We start from the raw sequence: 8,854 nt of genomic DNA on the forward strand, positions 1-8,854 counted from the left end.
TCAGTTTCTTCTGGAACTGATTCTTCCTTTATCTCCTCAGTTTCTTCTGGAACTGGTTCTTCCTTTGCCTCTTCAGTTTCTTCTGGAACTGATTCTTCCTTTATCTCCTCAGTTTCTTCTGGAACTGGTTCTTCTTCTGACTTTCCAGTTTTTTCTAAGACTTGTTTTCCTTCTGGTTCCAAATTTTTTTCAGAGACTAAAGTTTCCTGTGGTTCTATTTCTTTATCACAAATTAAATTTTTTTCTGATTCCGCTTCCGCACTTTTAATACCTACTGTTGAATTAGATTCTATAATTTTGTGTAAATTCTGTGCAGGTCTTGGTATTACAAGAGTTCCAACCACAGTACCTATTCTTTCTGCACTTATTCTTCCTGCATCAATGGCAGCTTTAACTGCTCCTACGTCACCTTTTATTTTAATAGTTACAAGTCCTCCTGTTGTCAACTCATAACCTATAAGGGTCACATTAGCCGATTTCACACAACTATCTGCAGCTTCTACTGCTGCAGTCATTCCAATAGTTTCAATAACACCAATAGCTTCTCCATTCATCAAAATCCCCCCCTTGCTACATTATGGAGTTAATGCATAAATTTTAGAGAATAATTAAACTTCTTAAAAATAGAAATGACTACAGAACTAATTAGTCTGTCGTTCTAATTTCTCATTACTTGCACTATAAATTGATCTCAAAGGTATAACTTTATAGAATCTTGAAGCGTTACACCCAATTATCCTATATCCACTTCATTCTTTCATAAATATTTAAAGTTCTTCATTAATAAGAGGGTGATTTTCTTTAAGTTTATAGCGATGAAGTACTGCTCCTATCGTTTTAAAATGGCACCGGCTGTCTCCATTATAGATTTCTCCAAAGTTTAACAGGTAAACTTACCTAATTATAACCAAAAGCTACATCTTTATCATATTTCTTTTTTCATATGATTCAACTGCTTCTCTGACAAGCTTAGCATTTAATTTAGCATTATACTTATCTTCTAATTCCTCTGCTATTTCAATCAACTGCTGTTTTGTAGATTTATAAGGTTTTAAAGCATCATAAATCTCAAGCACCCTATCATCTGGAACTACAGTAAGTTCAGCTGCTCTCCTAAAATTTGCTGCAAGTTGAACATTGCCTATAGATTCTGCTATTTCAGCCTGATATAAAAGTGTTTTACTATTTATCTTAATATCCTCTAAGGTTATTTTTTCATTTAATACATTTTCTAAATTTATATCATCTATGGATTTACCTGTGCTTGTTTTTATAAGTTCTGGTCTTTTTTTACCTAAAGGATAATCTTTTTTATTTACAACTTCACTGCCATGAATTTCTCCAGACTCATATTTTTGTTCATCATTTTGAATAGATTCCACACTTTTCAAAACTTCTTTGATTATTTGTTCTATTAATTCATTATTGCTCATGGTTTCACTCCTATTCAAAATTCACTTAATAATCAATGGCTGACTGTGAAAATAGTTTTAAAGTTCCAAATAAATCAAGATAAATGTAACTACTACCTTTAAAGCTTATTAGGTTCCAAAGCAAATTTTATGTTTTTTAATTGATTCCATTTTTTTGCTTCTACCCTATAACCAGTTCCAGGACCCATATAATCATTTCTATCATTTATTGCACTTATGACATTATACTGCTCATCAAATATTGAAGACTGGTGCAGATAATCTCCTATTAGTCTCTGCTTAAACATATTAAGTACACTTTCAGCCACATCACGAAATCCTCCACTATAAAGTCCCTTAACTATATCTAATACTGTAATGCCCCTATTTAATAATTTTTCAATTGACTTTAAATCTTCTTCTACATTTCTAGCTGGCATATCTCTACTTCCATGGGCATAAGTTGCAGCTTCCACTTCTTCATCAGTTATAGATGGCAATCCTAATTCCTTGAATAAAGCCTGAATTGCTCTAGCAGCCTTATTTCTAACTGCTGTAACTTCTTCTTCTTTAACAGGCTTAAGACCCCCATCAATTCTTAAATCTCGTTGTAAAATTAACCAGTCATCATAATCTTCCGCATTCCAATTAGAATGTGTAAACATATTATCGTAACTTGGAGTAGAATTATATCCTGGAGATACAAAATCAGCTCCAGGCAGAAATTGCAACATAGCTTTTGAAGTTTTTCTAATTTTAGAATTTGTAAAAACTCGTTCATTACCTGATACAACTTCCAGTCCGAGCATTTCAATTATAAGGCTTTTTCCCAGAATTGCTTTCATGCCTTCTGGTACTGCCGCTGAAATGTCCACACCATTTACTAATCCACTTTGCAATCCCTGAACACCTGTACCCTTAGCCATCATTATACATCTTGCTTCTAAATAAAGCATTGATTTTCCTTCTGAACATCCCATTTGAACTTCAGAACCAATGCTTGAAGAAAATCTCATTTTAAATCCCCTAGAAGTATATGCCGAAGCTAAAAAAGAACTGGACCAGGGAGTATCATCACCCTCTACAAATGCACTTTCTGTACCATATACAGATATGGTTTCAACATAAGAAGCAAAACCAAGCATACTCAATTTAATTTTTGTAGCATCCTCCAGTAAGCATTGTGCTAATACTCCAGGCCTTCCTGTCTGAGAACCTATTAAAATTGAAATTGCATTGAAAAGGGTATATCTTGAAATTCCTGCCCTTGTTTCCATTTCTGCAAAACCCCTAAGGGCTCCTTCTGCTGAATCTGCTGCAATTTGAACAGGATTATCCCGCAAATTAGTCACACATGCTTGGTTTGCAGGTGTCCTTCTAGCCTTCATTTTCTGAAGAGCCATCATCATTTCTACTACATTTAAGTTACTAATTACTTCTACCAATTTTGCCGCTGTAAGTGAATTGGCTATATTAATAATTTCATCTCTGGAAATATTTATATCAACCAACATTCTAGCCATATCCAGTGAATCCATTGCCATAGCTTTTTCTGTGTTTTTTACATTGATTGAATGATCTGCAAGAAAGATATCTATAAAATCAAAATCTTCTCTGCTTTTTCCATCCATCTCAATTATCTTTCCCTCTTCCACTTTAATGCTTGGAATAGGATTATTAGGGCTTTCTATGGCTGCAAGCCCTATTTCCGGCCATTCTTTCACAAAGCCATCCTTATGAATTGAGCTTTGTTCTAATATCTCAAATCTTTCAGATCTTCTCATTAATTTACACCACCCTCTTAGATATAAAAGTTAGCAGCAGAAACAGAACTTTGTCCCAATAATTTTTAAGACAATTACCTCTGTCCCTTGCTTCTTGGGCGGCAATTACTGACTGTATAACAGCACTTGAAATTCCACTCAATCACTATACTTTTAATTCTTGTTCAAGTGGTTCTTCTACTGCCCTTTTTCATCAGATACATCTTTAGCAGTTACTTAATGACAATAACCTTATGTCCCAGTTTTAAACTTCTGTAATTTCTTGTATTTAACACCTACAGCTTTCCCTGCAAATTCAACTTTTATTAATGGAGCCCTTATAAACTAAATCTATTTCACTAATGTATTACTAAAATTTATAGGTCAAAATTTTTCAAATTATAGTCTTGTTACACTGATTTAAAACCTTTTCGATTAAATCATCATTTAACATAACTGCTTTTATCAACAATCAAACTTGATGATATTAACCAATTTTAGGTAATATTTTTTCAACATCTGTATGAGGTCTTGGAATAACATGTACGGATACAAGTTCTCCTACTCTTTTAGCTGAAGCAGCTCCTGCATCTGTAGCAGCTTTTACTGCACCTACATCTCCTCTTACCATAACGGTTACAAGTCCTGAACCTATTTGTTCTTTTCCTATTAATTGAACATTTGCTGCCTTTACCATTGAATCAGCTGCCTCAATAGCTCCAACCAATCCTTTTGTTTCAATCATACCTAATGCTTCTTGTCCCATAAGAACACCTCCATGAAATTTTAAATTATTTTTATTAATATTTTTACATTTCCTATTGTATATCATTTTTATATACTTATCTTGCAAAATATTGTTTAGTTTAATACCTATATTAACTATTTAAAATTGTATTTTTTTTATATATTTATGTACTTTCTTTACATCCTCACATACCAACATAATATTGATAAATTTAAATATATTTATGAAGAGGACTTGAAAAATACATAAATAGCTTTAAAATACAATTGCAATGATATAAAGTAAAGTAAAGATTGTATCTGATAAATAGAATTATACATCATTTTATAAATAAAATCATTAAATTTTTATAGATTATTCACTAATATCATTAGCAAATGAAAAAAACTTTTCCACATTTGCTTAAAATTAAAAAACTCATTGCAATACACACACTGCAAAAATAATTTATGCAGAATAATATTCCTATTTTTGTATATATTGTATTTTATTGATATATATTTATTTACCTTTTACTTAATGTAAATTTTTTATTAATTTAAATCTAAAACATCATAAATTATAAATTTATATATTTTATGAAATAATATTCTTTCTGGATTTGTATTTTGTATGCAGAAGTTCATGAGATTTATGTCCCAAAGGTTCCCCCAAAAATTCACCATATAATTTTTTTACACCTGGATTATCATGAGACTTTCTATAAAAAAGAGTGGAATCGTGATTGTAAAGTCCCTTTTTTCTAGCACCATAAGCCCTCTTTTTATCCGATTCAAATATTATTTTGGGTTGTCCGCCGCCACTTATACAGCCTTCTGGACAAGTCATTACTTCTATAAAATGCATATCACATTTTCCTTCCTTTATCATATCCAATACTTTTTTTATATGCCTTAAACCTGATACTACTCCTACCTTTAATTTAAAATCCCCTAATTTAACTTCTGCAGTCCTAAATCCTTCCTCTCCTCTGATATCGGTGAGCTCTATTTTAGGAATAGACTTTTTGGTATATAACTCATACCCTGTTCTGAGAGCAGCTTCCATTACTCCTCCCGTAGACCCGAATATAGTTCCTGCCCCGCTGTATACACCAAGCACATGATCAAATTTTTCATCACAAAGGGAGTTAAAGTCAATATCCTGATCCTTTATGAGGTATGCCAGTTCCCTTGTAGTTATGACTACATCTACATTCCTATATCCTTTCCAGTTCATTTCCTCCCGTTGACTTTCAAATTCTTTACAGGTACAGGGCATAACAGCCACACTATATATTTCAGCAGGATTTACTTCGTTTATCTCAGCTCCATAACTCTTAAAAATAGCGCCTGCCATTTGTTGAGGGGATTTACAGCTGGAAAGGTGAGGCAATAGTTCTGGATAAGTCTGTTCCATATATTTTACCCATGCAGGACAACATGAGGTAAACATAGGTAAGGTTCCCCCTTTTGATATTCTATCCAATAATTCACTACCTTCTTCCATTATAGTGAGATCAGCTCCAAAATTAGTATCATACACTCTGTCAAATCCCATTTTCTTCAGCACAGCTGCCATTTTACCTTCGCTCAAAGTTCCAAAAGGCAGTCCAAATTCCTCTCCTATGGCAACTCTTACTGCAGGTGCACACTGTACTATTTTAAATACATCTGCATTTTTAAGTATTTCCTTTACATTTTTAATTCTGCTTGTACTATATGCAGCAAAAAGCGGTTCATCCAAATTGTTTAATGCTCCCCTATCAAATAACTTTTTACTGATAGGAGTAGCAATATGGTCATATATAGAGTAATATCCTTTACATATTTGGATACATTGACCGCACATGATACATTTTTCTGTATCTATTAATTGAGCTTCACCCTCTTTTCCTTTTATCGCATCTACAGGACATACTTCTGCGCATCGTCTACAACCTGTACATAATTCCCTATCTATGCTTATCATAGGAGTATTATCCCACATATCCAACATCCCTTTCTTTATAAATTTTTATATTATCTATGATATTTATTTGGCATCAGGACTCAAACTATTATTCTCATCTTTCTCTAATTCCACTAATTTTAAAGCCCCTTTAGGACATTCTTCAATACAAACAGGTTTTCCACCCTCTTCTACACATAAATCACACTTATAAGTTGCAGCACTAATTTTAGGTTTAATTCTCCCCTTAGATACCTGACTTTCAGCTCTTGGCAATAAATTTATAGCTCCTACCGGACATACTATAATACAATTTTTACATCCTATACATTTATATTCCTGTATAAATATAACCTTATTATTTTTAACTATGGCTTTTACAGGACAAACATTTACACAAAGAGCTTCTTCACAGTGTCTGCATTGAACAGGAACTGTAATATGATCCTCTTTTACCATGAATAATCTTGGAACTACCTCGTTATTCATAGTTCCAATAGTACCCCCTGAACTACTTTTTCTATGTTTTGCAGCACAAGCAATTTCACAGGCTCTACACCCTATACATTTATCCGGGTTTGCTATTACAAAAGAATTCATATACTTTTCCATTTAACATATCATCCTCTCTATTTATATATAGCTTTAAACCTTCTCATATATAGCATTCATGGATTTAGCAACAATTTTTCTTTTACAATTGTTACAGTAAAATTTCTCAGGTTGTTCTATTTCCAATTTATCATAAGCATATTTTATATGCTCCTTTGTAATAAAATATTGGCCACAATAGTCACATTTAACCATCTGAAATTTATTTTCCCATATTTCTCTTTGTCCATCTTTATCTATAATTTTTATAGCATTAGTGGGACATACATTGGCACAGGCTCCACAGCCTATACACTTTTGTGTAGGTCCATCAGAAATATCCAACTTTTTATACACACCTTTATTTACCAAAGAAAGTACTCCTACTCCAACTGCCTTACAGGCTTTTACACAAAGTCCACATAAAGCACAGTCCTCTCCTTTTTCTAATTTAAACCTATTTACTTTTCTTTTCTCTACTCCAAAAGCTTTTGCAAATTTTTCTACTTCCTGATTATCAGGACATCTAGCCTGAAGCAGCATAGCTATAACCTTTCTCATCCTTTTTATCTTATCTGAATCAGTTATTACTTCTATTTCCCTATTTCCAGGATTTGCAGGGGATATACAAGAAGCCGCCACTTTAGATTCCCCACCGTCTATAACCTCTACTATACAAAATCTGCAGGTAGCCAAACCAGGCAATGCATCACTATGACATAATGTAGGTATATATATATTATTCCTTCTAGCTACTTTTAAAATGGTATCTCCTTTTTCGGTTTCATAATCTTTACCATTTATTATAATTCTCATAAACTCACCTCTTTATAAAATTTTAATAGCATCAAATCTACATATATCTATACAATTGCCACATTTTGTACATTTACTCTTATCTATTTCATGAGGTTTTTTAAATTCCCCTGTAATACAATTATTTTCACAATTTCTGTTGCATAAGTCGCATCCCATACACTTATGTTTATCTATATAAAAAGTAGTAAGATTTTTACACACTCCTTGTCTGCATCTCTTATTTTTCAAATGTTCTTCAAATTCATCTCTAAAATATCTAATGGCAATCATTATTGGATTCTGTGCTCGTTTACCAAGATTGCACAAAGAAGCCTGACTAATAACATAGGACATTTGAAGTATATTCTCTATATCTCTTTCCTTTGCATTACCTTCACAAATATCCGTCACCATCTCAAGCATTCTCTTTACACCCTCTCTACAGGGCATACATTTTCCGCAAAATTCTTTGCTTAAAAAGCTTAAATAATCTTTAACAACATCCACCATGCAATTTCTATCCCCTATGACAATCTCCGGTTTCATTTCAAGCAATACTTCCTTTAAAGCTTCATACCCACCTTTTTCAATGTATTGATCTATAGTAGTAGGATCTATATCATCCACATTCTTAAGAGCTATTTTATACTGTCTTTTATAAAATCCACTTTCATGATAACCTTTTAATTTTTCCTTCACAGACGGGGTGGTATTTATTAATCTACTAACGATTTCATCATTCATAACTGTTCTTTGAATTATTTCTTCAACATCCTTAATTTTTACCCCATAATAAGTTATATTTGGATAAATTTTGACCACAGGACCTTTATCACATATTCCATTGCATACACTAGATGTCAGCTTAGCTGATACCTCTACATCGATTCCCATCTCTTGTATCCTATTTCTTAATTCCTCAAAAACTGACATACTATTTTTAGCTATACATCCTGTTCCACAACATACATAGATTTTCTTTTTATTAGCCATGATTTTTCACCCCCATAATTTCTAATTAATTAACATTCCTATTAATAATTTGATAATAGGTCATATCTGATCCTTATCTCATGTAACTTAAATTATCTCGTTTTTGTAAACGACTTCATTTATTGCAATAACCCCACCTTAAATAGAATTAAAACATTAACAGTAAATAAAATTTTTGCATACCATATTTAAAAATTATTCTTGTTATACCTGTAATATACATATTTTATTATATAAAAAATTTTACACGTTCAGTAAATTGTGTATTTTCATCCTTATTTATACTTATATACATTGTCTACATATTAACAATCTTTTCAATTTCAGTATAGCACGTTTTAAATTTAAATCAAGTAACTCTTAGCTTCACGTGGAGTTTACCTAAATCTTAAAATAAAAAAACCTGATGAAAAATTTCTTCATATCAGGTTTAAAATTTCGTATTAACTCAATACGCTATAAATATACAATTTTATAATATCCCCTGAAAATTGCACAGTAAATATCGCCTTAATTATTTTTGGTCAAGCCCTCGACCTATTAGTATCAGTCAGCTTAACACGTTGCCATGCTTACACCCCTGACCTATCTCCTCCTGTTCTCGGAGGGGTCTTACTGGC

The 8,854-nt window shown here is 32.3% G+C and carries 8 protein-coding genes; all 8 read right to left on the bottom strand.

Annotated elements, in window-relative coordinates:
- On the bottom strand, positions 1-554 hold a 554-nt coding region (locus tag V7Q02_RS14890; protein WP_333861878.1), incomplete at its 3' end, for a BMC domain-containing protein.
- Between the two features lie 360 nt (positions 555-914).
- Positions 915-1,433: a diol dehydratase small subunit gene (locus V7Q02_RS14895; RefSeq protein WP_333861879.1), complete on the bottom strand. Its 519-nt coding sequence runs from the start codon at positions 1,431-1,433 to the stop codon at positions 915-917.
- Positions 1,434-1,531: 98 nt separating this feature from the next.
- Positions 1,532-3,196 carry a propanediol/glycerol family dehydratase large subunit gene (locus V7Q02_RS14900; protein WP_333861880.1) on the bottom strand — a complete coding sequence of 555 codons (1,665 nt, stop codon included), beginning with the start codon at positions 3,194-3,196 and terminating at the stop codon, positions 1,532-1,534.
- 466 nt (positions 3,197-3,662) lie between these two features.
- Positions 3,663-3,941, bottom strand: a complete 279-nt coding sequence (gene eutM / locus V7Q02_RS14905; protein ID WP_011989408.1) for an ethanolamine utilization microcompartment protein EutM — start codon at positions 3,939-3,941, stop codon at positions 3,663-3,665.
- 558 nt (positions 3,942-4,499) lie between these two features.
- Positions 4,500-5,900, bottom strand: a complete 1,401-nt coding sequence (locus tag V7Q02_RS14910; RefSeq protein WP_333861881.1) for a [FeFe] hydrogenase, group A — start codon at positions 5,898-5,900, stop codon at positions 4,500-4,502.
- A gap of 36 nt (positions 5,901-5,936) precedes the next feature.
- Positions 5,937-6,464: a 4Fe-4S dicluster domain-containing protein gene (locus tag V7Q02_RS14915; protein ID WP_333861882.1), complete on the bottom strand. Its 528-nt coding sequence runs from the start codon at positions 6,462-6,464 to the stop codon at positions 5,937-5,939.
- 33 nt (positions 6,465-6,497) lie between these two features.
- Positions 6,498-7,259, bottom strand: coding sequence for a 2Fe-2S iron-sulfur cluster-binding protein (locus V7Q02_RS14920; protein ID WP_333861883.1), 762 nt, complete (start codon positions 7,257-7,259; stop codon positions 6,498-6,500).
- A gap of 12 nt (positions 7,260-7,271) precedes the next feature.
- Entirely contained in the window at positions 7,272-8,234 is a 963-nt protein-coding gene (locus V7Q02_RS14925) for an NADH-ubiquinone oxidoreductase-F iron-sulfur binding region domain-containing protein (protein WP_333861884.1), read from the bottom strand.
- Between the last annotated feature and the right edge of the window lie 620 nt (positions 8,235-8,854).

The organism is Clostridium sp. (assembly GCF_036781005.1).
Taxonomy (GTDB): Bacteria; Bacillota; Clostridia; order Clostridiales; family Clostridiaceae; genus Clostridium_B.